The sequence below is a fragment of the Intestinibacter sp. genome, assembly GCF_051866655.1.
Classification (GTDB): Bacteria; Bacillota; Clostridia; order Peptostreptococcales; family Peptostreptococcaceae; genus Intestinibacter.
Genome location: NZ_JBJDXL010000531.1, coordinates 18,398 through 39,785, shown reverse-complemented (window position 1 = coordinate 39,785; position 21,388 = coordinate 18,398). Strand labels below are relative to the sequence as shown.

Here is a 21,388-nt window from a genome sequence, read left to right as displayed (position 1 = left end):
TATATCTCCAACTTCTATGGAGTTTTTAATTACTAAAAATCCCCCTAATATAGATATCAAAACATATCCTAAATTACCTACAAAGTTCATAAGTGGTTGCATCATTCCTGATAAAAATTGAGATTTCCAAGCTGATTGATATAATTTTTCGTTAGTTTCGTTGAATCTTTCAATGGCATCTTCTTCTCCGTTGAAGGCTTGAACAACTAAATGACCTCCATATAATTCTTCTACCTGACCATTTACATTTCCTAGATATTCTTGTTGTTGCTTGAAGAATTTTTGTGATCTTTTTATTATTCTTGAAATAACTAACATTCCAAGAGGTATTATAACAAGCGCTGAAAATGTCATTAAACCACTTATTGAAATCATCATAACTAAAACTCCAACTAAAGTAGTCACAGCCGTTACTAATTGAGTTAAACTTTGGTTTAGGGTTTGTGCTAAGGTATCTATATCATTTGTAAATCTAGATAATACTTCCCCATTAGTAGTTTTATCAAAATAACCCATAGGAAGTCTGTTTATCTTTTTACAAAGCTCATCCCTCAAGTTATAAGCTACCTTTTGTGATATACCACTCATTATAAAGCCTTGTATAAATGACAATATAGTACTCACAACGTATAGCGCAACTAAAAATAGTAAAATCATTTTTATCTTATCAAAATCTATTCCATCTCCACCAGAGATCTTTCCAACTAACCCGTTGAATATTTCTGTTGTGGCTTTTCCTAAAACCTTAGGCCCTATTACTGAAAACGCAACACTTCCTACAGCAAATATAAAAACTGCTATTATAGCATATATATATTTGCCTAGATAAGCCATTAATTTCTTCATAGTGCCTTTGAAATCTTTTGCTTTTTCTCCAGGCATCATTTTTCCCATAGGACCATGGCCTCTTCTTCTAGGTCTTGGCATTCTTTCATTACTCATTTTCTAGTTCCTCCTTTGAAAGCTGTGATAAAGCAATTTCTTTATACACTTCACAATTTTTTAGAAGCTCTTGATGATTTCCTATTCCGACAACCTTACCTTCATCTAGAACTACAATTTGTTCTGCATGAAGTATAGTACTTATTCTTTGAGCTACTATTAAAACAGTCGCATCTCCTGTTTCTTGTTTCAAAGCTTTACGAAGATTCGCATCTGTCTTGAAGTCAAGTGCAGAGAAACTGTCGTCAAATATATATATTTCTGGCTCTTTAGCAATTGCTCTTGCTATAGACAATCTTTGTTTTTGACCACCTGATACGTTTGTACCACCTTGTGATATAGGTGTTTGATATCTATCTTCTTTAGTATCTATAAATTCTGTGGCTTGAGCAACTCTTGCAGAGGTTTCTACTAATTCTTGGCTTGCATCTTTATTTCCGTATTTTATATTAGATTCTATAGTTCCGCTAAATAGTATTCCTTTTTGAGGAACATATCCAATTCTATCTCTTAAATCATGTATTGGAGCCTTCTTTACATCTACTCCATCTACTAAAATTTGACCTTCTGTTACATCGTAAAATCTAGGTATTAGATTTATAAGTGTAGATTTACCACTTCCTGTACTTCCTATGAATGCAGTTGTTTGACCTGGTTTTGCAGTAAATGAAATATCGTGAAGTATTTCTTCATCAGCATCAGGATATTTAAATGATACATTTTTGAATTCAACTAATCCTTTTTTATCTTCGTCAAATGTTTGAACCTCGTCTGCTTCTTTTATTGATATATCAGTTGTCAAAACCTCATCTATACGATTTGCAGATACTGCTGCTCTTGGAACCATGACAGCTATCATTGATATCATCAAGAATGACATTACTATTTGCATAGTATATTGGATAAATGCCATCATATCTCCAACCTGCATATTACCTAAGTCTACGTTTTTAGATCCTACCCAAACTATCAATACTGAAATCAAGTTCATTATAAGCATCATAGCTGGCATCATACATGACATCATTCTATTTACAAACATATTTACCTTAGTTAAATCTTTATTTGCCTTGTCAAATCTATTTTCTTCAAATTTTTCATTGCTAAAAGCACGTATAACTCCAAGACCTGTAAGTATTTCTCTTGTGACTAGGTTTAATCTATCTACTAAATCTTGTAAAATCTTAAATTTAGGCATTACGACAGTAAACATAACTATAACTATCATAAAAACACATATTACTCCAAGAGCTATTATCCAGCTCATAGATACATTTGTATTTAATGCCTTTATAATCCCTCCTACAGCCATGAAAGGCGCTAGAAAGACCATTCTAAGCATCATAATTATTACCTGTTGTATTTGTTGTATATCGTTCGTGCTACGAGTTATAAGTGATGCAGTTGAAAATTCATTGATTTCCTTTTTAGAAAAGCTCATTACCTTTTTAAATATCATAGCACGCAAGCTTCTACTTACTCTTGCACCGACTCTAGATGCCAAAAATCCTACGCTTATAGCACATATCATACTTACTACTGTTATCCCTAGCATCTTAAGCCCTGCTACAAATATATAATTCATTTGAAGAGCATCTACATCTATTCCGATTTCTTCGTATTCTGCTTTTACAAAGGATATTGCACCTTGATCTAACATAGTTTCTGGTAGATCTACGAATTTTTCGTCTAATTGAGATAGCATTTCCTCTTTAGATTCTTTTGGTATTGCATTTAAATATGCAAATACATCGAAGTTGCCGTCTTCATCCATAAATTGTGCCATTGGATTCATATTTGCTTGAGCCTGTTGTTGAGCTCCTGTATTTATTTGAGGCTGAGCACTATTTGCTTGTACCTGCTGTTGATTTCCCATCATTTGAGACATCATGGCATCTTTAAGCTCAGTGTTATCTGAGCTATTTTCTATGTTGTAAACTATTAGCATAGGTTTTGCCAATATTTCATTAAGCTCTTCTAATCTATCTTTATCCTCCGTGTTCAATACATATAAAGCTTCGTCTTCTATAGCCGGATATTTTTCTTTATAATCATTGAACTCGTCATCTTTTAAGCTATCCTTATCGATTAATTTATAGCTGTCTAAAACCTTATCTTTGTCACTATCATCCATAAAAGTAGTTAACTTATCCATTTCGCTTTCTCTGATAACATCTATAACAGCATTTTCTATACCAGATTGTTGTATCCCTACATTTACTATATTTGATGTATATGTAGGTAATGATAATTCTGTAGTAGCTTGTAATGCCAATAATATTAAAATTGTCAAAATCGCTACTCCTGATTTCTTTAAATACTTAAATAATTTTGTCATAATATATCCTTTCTTCAAAATAATTTTCAATAAATTTTATCTTAATAATTTAATATGTCCTGTATATTAATTTTATTTTTCTTCCTCAATTATATCGGATAATTTATTCAACAATCTTATCAGTTCCTCCACATCTTCTTTACCCATTTTTTCTATTATTTGATTTCCATATTCCGTCATTTGTTTGTGATGTTTTTCCAATAAATCAATTCCTTTTGCTGTTAAATCTATATAAGTAACTCTTCTGTCTCTTCTATTTGAAAATCTATTTATATATCCTTTATCCTCTAAACTATTCAACATTTTTGATGTCGCCGGTTTTTTCATAAATAAACAATTCCCTATGTCAGAAGTTTTTACTCCTATAGAATCTTCATTTTCTACTGTTCTCAATCTATATATAGTCTTTAATGCTACATACTCTCCTGTATGTAACTCTAAGCTTCTTAACTCATCGCTCTTTCTATGAGTTTGTTTTTTTAATCTAAATAAAGCATCAAAAAACCTTCTACTGAGCTCTCTACCTTCATTCAAAATTTTCATCTCCTTTTATTTAACTTGTTTAATATTTCTTTTATTAATTATTTCTAATTAAAATAGTTTCCTTTTTCAACTATTAATTATAATCATTATTTTCTATTTGTCAATTACTAGTTTATTTATTTACTGACTTTTATTTATCTACATAAAATTTCTATAAAAACATCATGATATAACATGATATTTTTTTATCAATTTCTTCGTATTATCTACATATTTATACATATTTTTTCAAACTAATTAAGTTTTTTAAGCTTATACATATATCTATATCGTTAAATAATAAATTTATGTGCAAAAATTTAATTTTACAGCTATAATTAATTATGTAGACATTTAATAATTTTTATTATTAGGGGGTATAATTATGAGTGGCATGAAATTTGAATGTTTTTACTATCCAGTCGTTAATCCAGAAGGAAAAGTAGTAAAAACAATTAGAAATGTTAAATTATTTAACTATGGTGACGAAGTTCCTACAAAAACTTTATACTACAATTACGGAAAAAATTTCGCTATTTATCAAGGTTCTAAAATAATAGCTGTTGAAGATGGTATTCTTAAAAAAGAACTTTCAAAAGATGAATTAAAATTCCCATTAAAATTAGTTTTCGACAAAGGGACTCAATTAACAATATTCGGTAAAGAAGAATTATCTTCTGTAAGATTATTATTATCTGGGGAAAACGAAGTAGAAAAAGAATTAGGTGCTTTATTCTTCTTATCTAGAGTTTACAATAGAAAAATAAAAACTATACAATATGACGTTATGGCTGAATTAACTAATTGCTATAGAGATGTTAACTATGTAAATGAAACAATTGAAGAAAGAACTAAAGACTTAATAAAAGACTTACGAATAGTTGAAAAGAATTTCAGAGATTTAGTTATAAAATATCCTGATATAAAAGAAAAATACTTAAGCTATATGAATTTCGGAGATAAAGAAGATATGTTTGATTTATCTATAAACAAATACTGTGTAGAAGGTTCTGAACAATATGAATACTACAAAGTTGAAAGCGTTGTATTAAAAGCTAAACCTATATATCCTAAATTCAAATTAGATCACTTTATGAGTTCTATGAACTATCAATAATAACAAAGGGATGTCGCAAATCAAATTTGCGTTCATCCCTTTAATTTTTTATTTTATAAATTATAAAAGCCCTTTAGATTAAAATTATAAATCTAAAGGGCTAGTATTTACAAATCAATATTTATTCTTATAAATCTACTACATCAAATCCTGCAGCTTTCATATCAGCTTTTATTTTTGCTATATGATCGTGATCAAATGTTTCAATTATAAATTCTGCAGATTGTTTACCTATTGCTCCACCTGAAGATAATCTTGTTTGGTTAGCATTAAGTATATTAGCGTTATTTTTGCTTATTATGCTTATTAATTCTAAGAATCCACCTGGTTTATCAGTCATAGTTGCGCTGAATGAATAACGTCTACCTTCTGCTGCAAGACCTACACCTATTATTCTGTATAGAGTATTAACATCTACGTTACCACCAGATATTACACATACTACGTTTTCGTCTTTTTGTGGAACATATTTTCCAGATATTAATGCTGCTGTAGAAACTGCTCCTGCACCTTCTGCTACAACTTTTTGATGTTCCATTAAGAATAATATAGCTCTAGATATTTCTTCTTCAGATACAGTTATTATTTCATCAACTAATTCATCTATTATTTCAAAAGTAACATCTCCAGGAGTTTTAACTGCTATACCATCTGCTATAGTAGCTTCTTTAAATGCAGTTGTTACTTTACCATTTTCTTTTGAAACCTTCATTGATGGTATGTTATCAGTTTGAACACCTATAACTTTTACATTAGGATTTAATCCTTTTGCAGCAACAGCTATACCTGATATTATTCCACCACCACCGATTGGGCATAATATAGTGTCAACTTTTCCATCTAATTGATCGAATATTTCAAGACCTATAGTTCCTTGTCCTGCTATTACGTATTTGTCGTTGAATGGATGAAGGAAAGTTGCTCCTGTTTCTTTTTGTATTTCAACAGCTTTTGCATAAGCATCATCGTAAACTGCTCCATTTAATACAACTTCTGCACCATAACTCTTAGTAGCTGTTACTTTAGCTAGTGGAGCTGTTTCTGGCATAGCTATAGTAGCTTTTATACCTGTCATTTGAGCACCTAATGCAACACCTTGTGCGTGGTTTCCTGCACTAGAAGCTATTACTCCATGAGATTTTTCTTCGTCTGTTAAATTTGCTATTTTATTGCAAGCTCCTCTTATTTTGAATGAACCTGTTTTTTGTAGGTTTTCACATTTATAATAAACATTTGCACCTGTTTTTTCACTAAGCTTTTTACTTTCTTGTAATGGTGTTTTTTTGACAATAGGTTTTAATACCTCTTCAGCTTTTTTTACATCTTCTAAATTTACTTTTAACATTTCATACACCGTCTTTCCATAAAATATTTTCTTTAGATAAATCAATAAGTTATATACCTAACTTACTCCCAAAACCCTTATTATGAAAAACCTCTCTACAAAGGTTTTCCTATGTAAAATTTTATTTCCAATATTAAGTATATAATATTTTTACAATTATTCAACTAAAAATTTTTGATAAAAAAAAGTTCTTTTATTCAGATTTTTTTATATTATTTGTAAATTAAATAAAACTATTACTTACTTTCTTTTATTTAATTTTTTTATTTATTTTTTATTATTTTACGTTTTATTTTTAAATTTACACCCTTATTTTTATAAAATTATATTAAAAAAGACTATAATCTAAATTTATAGATTATAGCCATTTTAATAAGATAATTTTAATTTATATTATTTAACTTCACCGTTGATTATTTTCACAAGCATAGCTGGGTCAATATTACCTCCAGTTATTATACAAGCTACATTTTCATCCTTTTTAGGAACATATTTCCCAGATAATAAAACAGCTGTAGAAGTTGCTGCTGCACCCTCTGCTACTATTTTTTGATTTTTTAATAGATAAAGAATTGCATCTGCCATTTCTTTTTCTGAAACAGTAATTATATCATCAACCAATTCTTTAACAATTGAAAAAGTTAATTCACCTGGTCTCATAACTGCTATTCCGTCTGCAAATGTAGGTCCATTATGAGCACTAGTTACTTCTCCATTATCTAAAGATGCCTTCATAGATGGCATATTATCAGTTTGGATACCTATAACCTTTATATTTGGATTTAAAGCCTTAGCAGTTACTAAAGTTCCAGCTAAAACTCCACCTCCACCTATTGGACATAATATTGTATCTATTTTTCCATCTAAAGCTTCGTACATTTCAAGAGTTATTGTACCTTGACCTGCTATTACGTATGGATCATCAAATGGATGTAGGAAAGTTTTTCCTGTTTCTTTTTCCATTTTTTTAGCTTCTGCAAATGCTTGATCAAAAACATCTCCAACTAAAACTACATTTGCTCCATTTTCTCTAGTAGAGGCTACCTTTGCTTCTGGAGCACAAGTAGGCATTACTACAGTCGCATCTAATCCTAGCATTTTTGCACTTAATGCAACACCTTGAGCATGGTTACCAGAGCTAGCTGCTATTACTCCTTTAGCCTTTTCTTCTTCGCTTAAACTAGATATTTTATTATAAGCTCCTCTTATTTTAAAAGCCCCTGTTTTTTGGAAGCATTCACATTTATAGTATATATTTGCCCCTGTTTTTTTACTTATAGCTATACCTCTTAGCATAGGTGTTTTTTCAATAACATCTTTAACTACTTCTCTAGCTTTTTTTACATCTTCTAAAGTTACTTTATTCATTTTTATCCCCTTTGCTTACAAACTTCACATAATTTTCTATTATTTTAAGTATACAACTAAATCCAATTTTTGTACACTTATATTAGATTTTTTTTTAATAAAACGCATTTTAAAGTTTTACTCAACACAATCTTTTTCTTCTTCATCTATCTTCTCTATTTTTACATTCACGACTCTAAATTTATCTAATTCTATTACCTTAAATCTATATCCATCAAAGTCTACACTTTGATTTATCTCTATATCCATTCCAAGCATATAGAATATCCATCCCCCTATGCTGTCAAATCCTTCCTTCTCCATATTTATATCTAAAATTCTGTTGATATCTGTAATTGTAGTCGTACCTTGAACTATATAAGAGCCGTCGCCTAATTTTTTGATATCTACTTCTTCATCATCATCAAATTCATCCTGAATTTCTCCTACAATCTCCTCAAGTATATCTTCAACAGTGATAATACCAGATGTCCCACCGTATTCATCTACAACTACGGCCATTTGAACCCTATCTTTTCTAAGCTTTTCCAAAACCCTACTTGTAAGCTCAGTTTCAGATACATATGTTATTTTTCTCAAAATTTTACTTAAATCTACTTTATCTTCAAGAAGCTTTTGATTGTAGAGATCTCTAATATGTATAAATCCAAGTAAATCGTCTTTGTCCTTTCCACATACTGGATATCTAGTATATCCCTCTTCTTTTATTAAGTTAAATATGTATTCCTCACTATCGTCTAAATCTATACATATCATATCTGTTCTAGGTACTAAAACCTCTCTTATTTGTTTTTCCTTAAAGCTATATATATTATCCATAAATAATCTATCATCAATGTCATACTTATCTGCCTCTTCATCGTCAATTGACATAGATTCTTCTGCATTATTTAAAGTTTTTCTATCTAAAAGACTATTTATATCGCATTTAAATAATTTGCATATTTTCTCTGCTATAAAATCTGAAATTGCAGAGAATGGTCTTATAAATACATATAAAACCGTCAATAATAGAGATTTTTTCAAAAGCGTCTTTTGCGGATTTTTTATAGCTAAAGCACTTGGAATAAAAAACGCCAATATTGCTTCTAATAATCCCATAACTATTATTATTCCTATTATTACAACCTTCTCTAATATACTGTTATTTATTTCAAAATTTATAAAAATAACCTTACAGACTTCATTCAATAAAAAACCTATAATTAAAATAGAGATTATAGTTGCAAATCGACATACAGATAAAAATTTGTTTTCTTTTTCCTTTATTTTCATACACCTTTTTAAGGAATTATCTTTCTCGTGTTCAGATTTCTTTAACTCCTTTTCATCTATTGCCGTTAATGAATACCTACATTCTACAAAAAAAATATTTATTATCGTTAAAACTACGATCGAAATTGATAAAATTGATACTTGCATAATAAAAGTATGTGCCCCCTTACACAACATTAATATTTTAATTTATTCTAGTTTATTATAACATAGAGAGTACACTACTTAGTTTATATATTGCAAAAATTTCAAAAAAACTCAATATACAGATAGTATATTGAGCCTTTGTCATTTTTATAAAGTTTATTACTTAGTAAATTCTACTAAAGCATCTCTTAAAAATTCAGCCATGCCTTCTCTATTATCATCGTAGTATTTTTTAAATCTTTCATCACACACATACATTTCACCTAAATTTCTATGTGCTTCCTTAGAGTAAAAATTCCATGTGTATCCAAGCCATTTCTTATGAAGCTCACATGCCTTCATGGCAAGTTCACCACGTGGATTCCCTGTATCCATAGCTAATTTTAAAGCTTCTATTATATCAGCTTCAAGCTTTTTAAATTCATCGAATTTTTCTTCGTCCATATTCATTAGCTTTTTATTAGAATCATCTACTGTTTTATCACCATATTTTTCTCTTATCTCTTTTCCGTATTTCTTTTCATTTTTATCTATTAATTCCTTCTTAAAGCCATTAAATTTATCCTTATTTGCCATTTTCTTGCCCCCCTCTTTACTATCTATCGTCTTTTCTACATTTTCTATCAATAAATCAATCTGAGCTCTTTTTTTTAAAAGACCTTCCTTATGACTGTATAGAGCCTCCAAAACATCAAATGCTGGAGATGATAAAATCTCTTTTATTACCTTTAATTCTATTCCAAGCTCTTTATAAAACAATATTTGCTGGAGTAGATCTACTTCCTTATCAGAATAAACTCTATAACCCGATGAAGACATTCTAGCTGGCTTTAAAATACCTATTTCGTCGTAGTATCTAAGTGTTCTAGTACTTACTCCTGCCATTTTACTCAGGCTTTGTATTGAATATTCCATTTTACTACCACCTCCTAAAATCCTCTAATTTATTGATAAATAAATTATATAAATTGACGCAACGTAAAGGTCAAGGCTTTTTTGAAAAAAAATAACACTACTTAGAAAATCTAAGTAATGTTATTTTATATAAAGATATTGCATTTTAGGGCTTTTTCAGTGCATATCAAAATTTATATTTTAGATATGCTTGTAGAAAATTAATCTACATATTAATTATTGTACATATTTTACATAAAGTCAATATATGTTTAATATATTAAGCCTTAAAATAATTCAGCATTTATTTTATTCATTAAATTATTTGTTGATTTTAATGGGCTTACCATTGGTCCATCTGGTATATGAACAAATTTAGGTTCTACTGGTTGTAATATTCCACCTAATCTTTCTCCAACTTTACCTTCAGCATATAATTTATTTACATCTTTTAATTCTGCTACTATATCGTCTTCACTTGCAAATCCAAAGTCTACTTCGTAAACACTTGCTATTGCTCCTGGTATTTCCCAGTTAGCAACTTCTACTTCTTTTTCTACAGCTGCATTTACTGCTTGTAATCTTCTATCTGTATTTATGAAAGTACCATTAGCACTTACAAAGCTTGTAGCAGGTATAACTACATCTGCATTTGCTGCAGTCTTAGTCATATGAGTATCTGATACCATTAAGAATTCTAATGAAGATAAATCTACATCTGGATCTTCACCGAAGCATAATAATCCTTTAACTCCATTTAGAGCTTCTGCTCCTGCAGTTATTCCAAGATCTACTAAACCTTGAGAGTTAGACATAGGTTTAACTTGTACTATACCATTTCTTGGACCGCCTATATGTCCTGAAAGTATAGCTATTTCAGCTATTAAGCTAGCAACATCTGTAGTAACCATATTTTGTTGGAATACTACCATAGCTTTCTTAGCATTAGCATATGCTTCTGCTACAGCTTTTATTTCATCAGATACAACTACATCTTCAAGTGATGCTTTAAATTGGTCAAATCCTTCTAAATCAGAAGCTTTACCCATATCTATTAAAGCTTTTGCTATTTCTTTTACAGCAGCTATATCGTTGTTTGTATATACAACTTCTGCATCAAATCCATAGTTTCCTATTGGATATTCGCTTGGATTTACAAATATTATTTTAACGCCATTCTTAGCAGCTTTCTTTAATTTTATGTTAAGCACTGGATTGTTTTCTGCTTTAAATCCAACAGCTAATACAACATCAGTTGCTAATAATTCTTGCATACCATTTGGAGATGCGTTTACGCCTAATACTTTATTTAATCCACTTTCTCTATTATCGAAGCATAGAGTTTTAGCACCTAATTTATCAGCTAATTTCTTAATTGCATAAGCTTCTTCATTAGTATATCTATCAGATATAGATACAGCTACTGCATCTTTACCGTATTTACTTGCTATAACTTCTGCTTTTTTAGCTACCATAGTGAATGCATCATGATAAGTAGCTTCTACTAATTCACCATTTATTTTTATAGATGGTTTTACAAGTCTATCGTCGATTAATCCAGCATCGAATCCCCATTTACCTCTACCACATACTAAACCTTCATTTACAGGTCCATCCATGCTTGGATCTGCTTTTATGATAAGTCTTCCATGTGTACTTAATTCTAATGAACATCCAACTGAACAGAATGAACAAGTAGTTGGAGTTTGTTCTTTTGCAAGAGGTACAGTTTTGTTTGCATGAGTTTTTTCTTGTAATGCACCTGTTGGACAAACTGATACACATTGTCCACAAGATATACAATTAGTTTCTTCTAGTGGTTGTTTTAAAGCAGGTTTAACTACTGTATCAAATCCTCTAGTTACAAGACCTAATGCACCAACACCCATGATTTCATCACAAGTTCTTACGCATAATCCACATAAGATACATTTGTTCATATCTCTTAATATGTATGGATGGCTATCTTCTATTGGTAAAATTGATTTTTCACCTGCAAATCTTTCTGGTTCTACATCGTAAAGACGAGAGTAATCTAATAATTTACATTCATGATATTTTTGACATCCACAAGCTAAACATCTTTGAGCATCTGCTAAAGCTTGTTCTTCTGTATATCCATGATTTACTTCAAGGAAGTTATCTTTTCTTTCTTCTGGACCATATTCTTTTACTTTAGGTCTGTAGATTTTTTCTCTATCTTCGAAAGATTCTTCAGTTAAATCTTCTCTTTCATGTACATAAGGTTTTCTGTAATCTATTTCTGCTCCATGTAAGAAAGCATCTATTGATTCTGCAGCTTTTTTAGCATCTGCTATTGATTCAACAGCTATAGATATCTTATCATTACCACAGTCACCACAAGCGAATACACCGTTAGTTGCAGTCATATAAGTTTTTGGATCGTATACTAATGAGTTCTTTCTAGTTTTTTCGATTCCATCAAATACGCTACCATCTACTTGTTGTCCTATAGCGATTATTAATGTATCTATATCTAAAATCTTAGTTTGACCTTCTACTGGAACTGGTCTTCTTCTACCTTTTTCGTCTGGTTCGCCTAACTTCATAACTTGAAGTTCTACTTTACTAACTCTTCCATCTTCACCAGCTATTACTTTTATTGGGTTAGTTAAGTTTTCAAATACTACGCCTTCTTCTTGAGCTTCTTCTATTTCAAGTTCATCAGCTGGCATTTCTTTTATTGTTCTTCTGTATATATTGTAAACTTGTTTAGCACCCATTCTTACAGCAGTTCTACATGCATCCATTGCAACGTTACCACCACCAACTATGGCTACTTTTTCACCTAAGTTTACTGGATTACCTTTAGCTACTTCTTCAAGGAAATCTATACCACCAACAACTCCTGGAAGATCAGAACCTTCACAGTTTATTCCTATTGATGACCAAGCACCTATTGTTACAAGTACTGCATCATAGCTACTTTTTACAGAGTCAAAAGATATATCTACACCAACTTTTGTATTTGGTATCATTTTAACTCCCATTTCAGCTATTAAATCAATTTCTTGTTGTAAAACTGTTTTTGGTAATCTATATTCAGGTATACCATAACGAAGCATACCACCTAATTTAGGCATTGCGTCGATTATAGTTATGTCATGACCTTTTTGAGCTAAGAAATAAGCTGCTGATAAACCTGCAGGTCCACCACCTATTATAGCTACTTTCTTACCAGTTGGAGCTCCTACTTCTGGTATATAAGGATTACCAGTTGCTAAATCTCTATCTCCAACGAATCTCTTTAATTCTTGTATTGCTATAGGTTCTTCTACTAAACCTCTTCTACAATTAGTTTCACATGGGTGAGGACATACTCTACCTACTGATGCTGGTAGAGGAATTTTATCCTTAACTAATCTAATTGCTTCGTCATAAAGTCCATTTGCTATAAGTCCTACATATCCTTGGCAATCAGTGTTTGCTGGACATCCTAGAACACATGGTGCTTTACAATCTCCATTATGGTTTGATAATAATAATTCTAAGTTAGTTTTTCTTGATTCTTTAACTCTCTTTGTATTAGTTTTTACTACCATATTTGGTGATATTTCAGTTGCACATGCTTTAAATAATTTTGGACTTCCTTCCACTTCTACTACACATATTCCACAAGAACCATATATTTCTGCTCTTTCATCGTAGCAAAGAGTTGGGATAAATATATCATTTTCTTTTGCGACTTCCAAAATAGTTTGCCCTGGAAGACCTAAAACTTCTTTGTCATCTATATTTAATCTTATTTTCTTCATCTTATTTTAACCTTCCTAATTTTTTTCAATTGCATCAAATTTACAAGTTTCCATACATTTACCACATTTAATACAAACATTCTTATCTATAACGTGAGCTTCTTTCTTGTTACCGCTTATAGCGCCAACTGGACATTTCTTAGCACAAGCTCCACAGCCCTTACATGCATCTTCTTTAATTTCGTAGCTTATTAATGCCTTACATGCTTTAGCTGTACATTTCTTATTATAGATATGATCTTCATATTCATTTCTAAAGTATTTAAGAGTTGTGATAACTGGGTTTGGAGCAGTTTGTCCTAGACCACACATAGCTCCTTCTTTTACCTTGTGAGCTAATTCTTCTAGTAATTCTATATCTCCGTCTTTACCTTTACCTTGTGTAATTCTTTCTAAGATTTCAAGCATTCTCTTAGTACCTATTCTACAGTAGTTACATTTACCACAAGATTCTTTTCTAGTAAAGTCTAAGAAGTATCTAGCCATGTCAACCATACAAGTAGTTTCATCCATAACTATCATACCACCAGAACCAACTATAGCTCCTGTTTTGTTTATGTTTTCATAATCTACTGGTGTATCTATAAGGTGAGCAGGTATACATCCACCTGATGGTCCACCCATTTGAACAGCTTTGAATTCTTTATCTTCTTTGATTCCTCCACCGATACCGTAGATTACTTCTTTTAGTGGTAATCCCATAGGAACTTCTATAAGTCCACCTTTTTTAATCTTTCCAGCAAGTGCAAATACTTTTGTACCTTTACTTTGACTTTCTGGTTTTCCTAATGATGCAAACGCTTCTCCACCATTTAATATAATCCAAGTTACATTAGAATAAGTTTCAACGTTGTTTATATTAGTTGGTTTTTGCCAATATCCTTTAGCTGCAGGGAATGGTGGTTTAAGTCTTGGCATACCTCTTTCACCTTCTAGTGAAGCTATAAGAGCTGTTTCTTCACCACATACGAAAGCTCCTGCACCTTCTTTGATTCTTATATCAAAATCAAATCCGCTACCGAATATATTCTTTCCTAAATAGCCTTTTTCTCTAGCTTGAGATATAGCTATATTAAGTCTCTTTATTGCAAGTGGATATTCAGCACGAACGTAAATTACACCTTCTGTTGCTTCCATTGCATATCCACCGATTATCATACCTTCAAGTAATTCATGTGGGTCACCTTCAAGTACAGCTCTATCCATGAATGCACCTGGGTCACCTTCATCTGCGTTACATACTATGTATTTTTGGTCTGCTTTATTTTGTTTTGCTGCATTCCATTTAAACCAAGTAGGGAAACCTGCACCACCACGACCACGAAGTCCAGATACTTTTATCACGTTTATTACTTCATCACTAGTCATAGTAGTTAAAACCTTTTCAGTCGCTTTATATCCATCTTTTGCTAAGTATTCATCTATGTTTTCTGGATCTATAGAACCGCAATTTCTAAGTACAACTCTTTGTTGTTTTCCTAATAATTTTTTATCGTCTTCAGAAATAATTTTAGCTTCTACTGGTTTTCCATTTTCGATGTGGCTTTCTACTATTTCAGCAACATCTTCTGGTTGAACCTTTACATATCTTACAGGTTCTTCTTTCCCATCTTCATATACATCTACTATAGGTTCTAAGAAACATAAACCTATACATCCTGTGATACCTACTTTTATATCTAAATTCTTTTTACTTAATATTTCTTCAAATTCATTAGCTACTTTTTTGGCACCAGTTGCGATACCGCAGCTACCTTGACCTACTACTATCTTCATTGATACTTCTCCTTTTGATTTATTAAGTTACTTAAGCTGTTTCCCCATCAGCCTTTTTTTCTTTTTCTTTAATTTGATTTATAATCTCAATTACTGAATCTTTAGTTAAATTACCATATGTTTCATCGCCATCTTCAGTTTTAATCATCATAACAGGAGCAAGTGAGCAACATCCTAAACATGAAACTTGATTTAATGTGAATAAACCGTCTTCTGTAGTTTCGCCATCTTTTATATTTAATTGTTCGCTTACTACTTGTGCTATCATTTCTGAACCATTAACGTGACAAGCAGTTCCTTGGCAAAGCATTATTAAATATTTTCCTATAGGTTGTAATCTAAATTGAGCATAAAATGTTGCAACTCCATATATCTTAGCTACTTTTATTCCTGTAAACTCTGATATTCTGTTCATGACGTCAATTGATAGATAGCCATATGCATCTTGTGCCTTTTGTAAAATTGTTATCAGATATCCTGGCTTTTTTCCGTAAGTTTCTAAGATTTCATCTAATTCTTTTAGATTCTCATTCTGATTGTTCTTGCAATTACAAGTTGACATTCTAATTTCACTCCATTTCTTATTATTAAATTTTTACAACATACGTTGTAGACATTCACCCATAAAAATATTATCATCAAGCTTACTTATTTATTGATTTGCAGATTTGATCTTTTAATTTAAATTAATAAACAATAACAATAAAATAACATAAAAATCTTGAATTTCCTCTTAAAATGCGAAATATAGTACACTATATTGTTAAATTATACACATATACACATTTTTAAAGTAATATATTTGTTGGCAAAATAAATTTTATATTTTACATGGTATATTTTTAGCACATTTTACCATGTTTATAGGTTAATTATATTATTCCATTTCAACATATGTCAAGAAATTTATGATTATATTATATTAATATATATTTCTTTTTTATTTTATATTTTTTTTATTTTTTCTAAAAATTAAATCCCATTTTTCAATATAAATCAAACTTAAATTTAATATTTTTTTACCTTTTTAAATAATAGTTATTATTTTAACAACTATATTAGTTATAACATTTTTGGATATATTTGTAAAATAAATTATATTTATAACCGTAATAAATATTTTTTTTGAAAAATTTTCTAAGAATATAAATTCACTACCTTGAAAAAAATATATATTATAAATATTTTTTATTTTATATTTATATTTCAAATTAGGTGGTGTATGACTTGCTAAGTTTAAATACTTTTCGAGAATATTTTACTTTATTTTTAGTAGGTGGAATTTTATATGTATTGATAGAAATAGGGTATAGAGGGTATTCCCATATATCTATGTTTATTGTTGGAGGAATTTGCTTTATTCTAATTTCTTCTATAAGTGAATTTATTCCATTTAAAACCTCTATATTTCTACAGATGCTAATAGCTTGTATACTGATCACCTCTGTAGAATTAATCAGCGGTATAATAATTAATATATTTTTAAAGCTCAATGTATGGGACTATTCTTTAAATAAATTTAATCTGCTAGGTCAAATTTGTTTAAAAGCATCTATCACATGGTTTTTTCTAAGCCTTCCAGCTATTTATATAGGAAAATTTATTAAATCATTTTTTATAAATTAGAAACTCTAATTGATAAAAAAAAGACAGAAAAGTGAATTTTCATATTTTTCTGTCTTTTTTTTATCAATACAAATTTATTAAAATATACATATTTTTTATTAATTAATAACATATTCTAACAATATATTTTATATCCTAATAATATATTTTTATACTTTTTATAGTCATTTATATCCTTAAGTCCAATAGCTCTTTTTTGTTCTAAAAGATATAAATTTCCTTTTACTGTCTCGATATCTTTTTCTACATCTTTATGAAGTGAAATAGCTACCTTCTTATTATACGCTTCTGCAAATCTAACAGTGTGCATAGTACCACATTCTATAGCACATTCTACTACTAAAACTCCTAAGCTAAGTGCCGCTTGAAGTCTGTCTCTTTCTATAAAATTTTTACTTGAAGGATTTGTTCCTATTTTATATTCACTTATTAGACACCCTCCATTTTCAACTATTTCATCGGCTAGATCATTATTGTCATTTGGATAACACTTGTCTAATCCACAAGGTAATGTAGCGACAGTTTTTCCATTTGCCTTTAAGCATCCTCTATGACCTGCTGTATCACATCCATTTGCTAAGCCCGATACGATTACAAATCCTTCTTTAGCATAATAATAACCTAACGCCTCTCCTATTTGTTCACCTTTTTCTGTAGGAGTTCTAGTTCCTATTATGGCTATAGAATTTTTTTCATAAAGGCAATTTAAATTACCTCTATAAAAAATCAAAATACTTCTATCGTTTATATCCTTTAATTTTGATGGAAAATCCTTATCAAATATATTAGTAGCCTTTATGCCTAATTTTTCTGATTCTAATAAAACTTTTACAGAAGTTTCAATAGAAACTTTTATTTCTTCTAAGCTAGGTATATCGATTTCGTTATCTACCTCTTTATATTTTTTTAAACAACTCAAAATATCTTCTTCGTCAAGTTTTATAGTTTCATCTAAAAAACCACTCTCTATTATACTATTTGTTTTTTTCTTACCTATTAAATCTATAATTGTAAGTATTAAGCTATTATCCATTTTATCACCCTTTATTTTTATTCCAAATTACTTTTCCAAAAGAACCATCATCTTCTCTAAGAGATAGTCTAAGTGTATTGTGGTCAAACCTATTTTCTTTCATAATACTATCTATATATTTATGATAAAAAATATCACTTACTAAGGACCATATTTTATAATTATCACTTACCTCTATAATTCTATAAATTTCAACTACTGTTCCACTAAAAAAAGCAGGATTTAATTTTGATAGAGTGCTCGACATTAATTTTGCTTCGTATTCGCTTAAGTTTTGTCTAAGCAACTCATAATAAATTTTTTTATGAGTTTGCTTATATGCGTAATTATACGAATAATAATTAAAATTTAATAAATTATTATCTAAATATCCATTATTTAAAGCCCATTTTGAAACATCTAATACTTTAGTTCTATAAAATATGCTATTTTTTTGTTCATAGCTCAAAATACCATATTGATTTCTACATACGATTAAAGAACTTGTAGCTATATCGTATACTTTTTTATTGTTTAAAATTTTACTATATCCAGGTTTTATATGTTGAATATGCAGATGTCCACTTAGATTCAATACTACATTGTACTTAGCATATAATTCTATAAGTCTTTGATTTTCCTCTAAAGTATAACCTTTATTTAATAAATCATTGTGATCAACTAAACTGTGATGTGTACTTGCTATTACTTTAATATTTTTTTTCTTTGCTTCCTTTAAGTGTTTTTCCAACCATTCATAAGTACTTTCACTTAATAAACCTTTTATTGCAACGGGATTTTTCCAGTTGTTATTTTGATAAAAATTAGTATCGAGCATTACAAGCCATAAATCTTCTAAAACTGGTGCAATATAGCTAAGTGAATATTTATCTTCATATATAGCTTCGTTAAATCCACAGTTAAAATATATTTCTTTAAAATCCTTTGGAGAAACATTTTTTACTGGAACCTTCTGTGTAGGTTTATATTTATATGCATTGTAGTTTTTAATATCGTGGTTTCCAGGAATTACATAGATTTTTATACCATTGTCTATTACCCTTTGTAGCTTCTTCATGAGATCTATATGACTTACCATTTCCCCATTGTATGTTAAATCTCCACATATAATTAAGCCTCCACTGGGTTTATATTCTATAACTTCATTTATAAAGGCATCTATTATTTCAGAGACATATTTCATTTGTTTTAAATCGCCCTTTGCCTCACATATTTCATTTAATTCCCCATCTACATTCGCTTTTTTGGAAATATAGTGCAAATCTGTTGCCACAATAAATTCTACTTTGTTATTAAAATTTATTTTATTGTCCTCCTTTGAATAATTTATTTCATTTGAATTCATATATTGTTCGCCTCTCATATTAAAGACACCCTTTTACTCCTTTTAATATTAATTATATTTTAATACTAATGTATAAAAAGAACAATATTCAAAAAAATAACCTGACAAGAAATTTCAATTTAAACTCGTCAGGTTATTTTATTATATTATCAAAATCAATTATTTTATTCCTTTTAATAAAGAAACCATTTCTAAAGCTCCCATTGCACAATCATATCCTTTATTTCCTGCTTTTGTTCCAGCTCTTTCTATAGCTTGTTCTATATTTTCAGTTGTAACAACACCGAACATTACTGGTAAATTTTCATCTAGAGATACTTTTGCTATTCCTTTAGAAACTTCATTACAAACATAATCATAATGTGAAGTAGCTCCTCTTATAACGCATCCTAAGCAAATTATTGCATCATATTTTTTAGTTCTAGCCATCGCTTGAGCTACAAGCGGTATTTCAAATGCTCCTGGTACCCATGCTATTTCTACATCTTCCTTAGCTACATCGTGACGATATAAGCAATCTTCTGCTCCTGATACTAATTTAGATACTATAAACTCATTGAAACGAGATGCAACTATACCTATTTTTAATCCACTTCCATTTAATTTTCCTTCATATATCATTTTCTATTCCTCCAATTATTAGTTTATGTATATTTATAAAGTATCTTATTTGATATTTTATTAGCCTATTTCTAACATATGTCCCATTTTGTCTCTTTTAGTTCTTAAATAATCTATGTTATATTGTGTAATTTCTTCCTCAGTAGAAACTCTTTCATTTATCTTTATTCCATATTCTTCTAATTGTTCTAATTTATCAGGGTTATTACTTAAAAGTCTAATACTTTTTACACCTAAATCCTTCAATATTTGTGCTGCCATATTAAAATCTCTCAAGTCATTTTCAAAACCTAAAACTAAATTAGCTTCTATAGTATCATATCCTTCATCTTGCATATGGTAAGCTCTTATTTTGTTTATAAGACCGATTCCTCTACCCTCTTGTCTTAGATATATCACTAGTCCACTTCCAGTTTTTGCTATAGATTCCATAGCTGAATTCAATTGTTTTCCACAATCACATTTAATTGAATGGAATGCATCTCCTGTCAAGCATTCTGAGTGAACTCTTACTAGTACATTTTCACTATCTAGATCACCGTATTTAAGTGCTACGTGTTCTTCTCCATTGTATATATCTCTATATCCGATTATTTCGAATATTCCGTAACTTGTAGGTAATGTAGCACTGCTTACTCTCTCAGCAGTTATCTCTGTTATTTTTCTATATTTTATTAAATCAGCTATAGTTATGATTTTTAAGTCGTGTTCTTCTTTAAATTTCATCAAATCATCTACTCTAGCCATTGTCCCATCTTTCTTTAATATCTCACATATTACACCTATTGGAGAAAATCCTGCTATTTTAGCTAAGTCTACAGCAGCCTCTGTATGTCCATTTCTAACAAGGACACCGCCATCTTTAGCAACTAGTGGAAACATATGTCCAGGAGTTTTAAAATCACATTCTTTAGCATCCTTATTTGTGAATTGTTTTATAGTTTCACATCTATCATATGCTGATATTCCTGTAGTTGTATTTGATCCATCTATAGAAATAGTAAATGCTGTTTTAAAAGAATCTGTGTTGTTTCTAACCATTAGTGGTAGATTTATTTCTTCAAATTTTTCTTTTAAAGCCGGCATACATATTAATCCTCTGCCGTATTTAGTCATAAAATTTATAGCCTCTGGTGTTACCATATCAGCCGCCATCAATAGGTCGCCTTCATTTTCTCTATCTTCATCATCTACTACGATTATCATCTTTCCATTTTTTAAATCTTCTATAGCCTCTGGAATTGTATTAAATTTTGTCATAAA

At 29.9% G+C, this 21,388-nt stretch carries 16 protein-coding genes; 2 read left to right on the top strand and 14 right to left on the bottom strand.

Annotation, left to right across the window (positions count from 1 at the left end; genetic code table 11):
* The 3 genes from ACI3VO_RS16075 to ACI3VO_RS16065 all read right to left on the bottom strand — a co-directional run.
* On the bottom strand, positions 1-942 hold a 942-nt coding region (locus tag ACI3VO_RS16075), incomplete at its 3' end, for an ABC transporter permease (RefSeq protein WP_439758884.1).
* The gene (locus ACI3VO_RS16070; RefSeq protein ID WP_439758883.1) at positions 935-3,280 is read right to left on the bottom strand and encodes an ABC transporter transmembrane domain-containing protein; all 2,346 of its coding nucleotides are present in this window, start codon (positions 3,278-3,280) and stop codon (positions 935-937) included. The genes ACI3VO_RS16070 and ACI3VO_RS16075, both read right to left, overlap by 8 nt.
* Positions 3,281-3,352: 72 nt before the next feature.
* Positions 3,353-3,814: a MarR family winged helix-turn-helix transcriptional regulator gene (locus ACI3VO_RS16065; RefSeq protein ID WP_439758882.1), complete on the bottom strand. Its 462-nt coding sequence runs from the start codon at positions 3,812-3,814 to the stop codon at positions 3,353-3,355.
* Between the two features lie 373 nt (positions 3,815-4,187).
* Here ACI3VO_RS16065 and ACI3VO_RS16060 point away from each other — a divergent pair, with 373 nt between their 5' ends.
* Positions 4,188-4,919 (top strand): hypothetical protein, encoded by a 732-nt coding sequence (locus ACI3VO_RS16060; RefSeq protein ID WP_320623920.1) that lies wholly within the window; start codon positions 4,188-4,190, stop codon positions 4,917-4,919.
* 127 nt (positions 4,920-5,046) lie between these two features.
* On the opposite strand, the gene ilvA (ACI3VO_RS16055) is transcribed toward ACI3VO_RS16060, so the two are convergent.
* From ilvA (ACI3VO_RS16055) to nuoE, 7 genes are all read right to left on the bottom strand, one after another.
* On the bottom strand, positions 5,047-6,264 hold the full coding sequence (ilvA, locus tag ACI3VO_RS16055; protein WP_320924296.1) for a threonine ammonia-lyase: 1,218 nt from the start codon (positions 6,262-6,264) through the stop codon (positions 5,047-5,049).
* A gap of 393 nt (positions 6,265-6,657) precedes the next feature.
* On the bottom strand, positions 6,658-7,632 hold the full coding sequence (ilvA, locus tag ACI3VO_RS16050) for a threonine ammonia-lyase (protein ID WP_439758881.1): 975 nt from the start codon (positions 7,630-7,632) through the stop codon (positions 6,658-6,660).
* 117 nt (positions 7,633-7,749) lie between these two features.
* Positions 7,750-9,054: a hemolysin family protein gene (locus tag ACI3VO_RS16045; protein ID WP_439758880.1), complete on the bottom strand. Its 1,305-nt coding sequence runs from the start codon at positions 9,052-9,054 to the stop codon at positions 7,750-7,752.
* A gap of 159 nt (positions 9,055-9,213) precedes the next feature.
* On the bottom strand, positions 9,214-9,969 hold the full coding sequence (locus ACI3VO_RS16040; protein ID WP_439758879.1) for a MerR family transcriptional regulator: 756 nt from the start codon (positions 9,967-9,969) through the stop codon (positions 9,214-9,216).
* Positions 9,970-10,235: 266 nt separating this feature from the next.
* The gene (locus ACI3VO_RS16035; protein ID WP_439758878.1) at positions 10,236-13,724 is read right to left on the bottom strand and encodes an FAD-dependent oxidoreductase; all 3,489 of its coding nucleotides are present in this window, start codon (positions 13,722-13,724) and stop codon (positions 10,236-10,238) included.
* Positions 13,725-13,739: 15 nt separating this feature from the next.
* Positions 13,740-15,500, bottom strand: coding sequence for an NADH-ubiquinone oxidoreductase-F iron-sulfur binding region domain-containing protein (locus ACI3VO_RS16030; RefSeq protein WP_439758877.1), 1,761 nt, complete (start codon positions 15,498-15,500; stop codon positions 13,740-13,742).
* A gap of 31 nt (positions 15,501-15,531) precedes the next feature.
* Positions 15,532-16,062, bottom strand: coding sequence for an NADH-quinone oxidoreductase subunit NuoE (gene nuoE / locus ACI3VO_RS16025; RefSeq protein ID WP_320626367.1), 531 nt, complete (start codon positions 16,060-16,062; stop codon positions 15,532-15,534).
* A gap of 653 nt (positions 16,063-16,715) precedes the next feature.
* Between nuoE and ACI3VO_RS16020 the strand changes: the two genes are divergently transcribed.
* Positions 16,716-17,126, top strand: coding sequence for a putative ABC transporter permease (locus ACI3VO_RS16020; protein ID WP_439758876.1), 411 nt, complete (start codon positions 16,716-16,718; stop codon positions 17,124-17,126).
* Between the two features lie 115 nt (positions 17,127-17,241).
* Here ACI3VO_RS16020 and ACI3VO_RS16015 read toward each other — a convergent pair whose 3' ends face one another.
* From ACI3VO_RS16015 to ACI3VO_RS16000, 4 genes are all read right to left on the bottom strand, one after another.
* Positions 17,242-18,159, bottom strand: a complete 918-nt coding sequence (locus ACI3VO_RS16015) for a DNA-processing protein DprA (RefSeq protein ID WP_439758875.1) — start codon at positions 18,157-18,159, stop codon at positions 17,242-17,244.
* A 4-nt stretch (positions 18,160-18,163) separates the two neighbouring features.
* Positions 18,164-19,522, bottom strand: coding sequence for a metallophosphoesterase (locus ACI3VO_RS16010; RefSeq protein WP_439758874.1), 1,359 nt, complete (start codon positions 19,520-19,522; stop codon positions 18,164-18,166).
* A gap of 141 nt (positions 19,523-19,663) precedes the next feature.
* A complete protein-coding gene (gene ribH, locus ACI3VO_RS16005) occupies positions 19,664-20,125 on the bottom strand; it encodes a 6,7-dimethyl-8-ribityllumazine synthase (protein ID WP_439758873.1) in 462 nt (153 codons plus the stop codon).
* Positions 20,126-20,185: 60 nt separating this feature from the next.
* Positions 20,186-21,385 (bottom strand): bifunctional 3,4-dihydroxy-2-butanone-4-phosphate synthase/GTP cyclohydrolase II, encoded by a 1,200-nt coding sequence (locus ACI3VO_RS16000; RefSeq protein ID WP_439758872.1) that lies wholly within the window; start codon positions 21,383-21,385, stop codon positions 20,186-20,188.
* Between the last annotated feature and the right edge of the window lie 3 nt (positions 21,386-21,388).